This window comes from Streptomyces sp. GbtcB6, from assembly GCF_019091475.1.
Lineage (GTDB): Bacteria > Actinomycetota > Actinomycetes > Streptomycetales > Streptomycetaceae > Streptomyces > Streptomyces hyaluromycini.
This window is the reverse complement of the sequence record NZ_JAGXJL010000434.1, coordinates 1-239: the sequence shown is the minus strand read 5'-3', so window position 1 is coordinate 239 and position 239 is coordinate 1. Positions and strand designations below refer to the sequence as shown.

At 70.3% G+C, this 239-nt stretch carries 1 protein-coding gene; it reads right to left on the bottom strand.

Annotation, left to right across the window (positions count from 1 at the left end):
• Window positions 1-229, bottom strand: a 229-nt coding sequence (locus KVT45_RS55590) for a helix-turn-helix domain-containing protein (protein ID WP_217562764.1), incomplete at its 3' end; no start/stop codon positions are given.
• Between the last annotated feature and the right edge of the window lie 10 nt (window positions 230-239).

The following is a 239-nucleotide window of genomic DNA, read 5'->3' as shown; positions in this document are numbered from 1 at the left end:
AGTCGCGTTCGCCCAGTGCGACCAGTCTGAGTCCCAGGCCCACCTTGGCCTTGTACCGCCCCAGCAGTCCGGCGTCGGCCATCTCTTTGACCAGCCGGGACACCGTGGCCTTGGGAAGCCCGGTGCGGCGGGCCAGCTCGTTGACGCCCAGGTAGGTGTCGCCCGGCCCGAACGCCGCCAGCAGGTCCGACACCCGGCGCACCACGGAGGTGGCCGGCTCAAGGGACATGGGTCTGTTC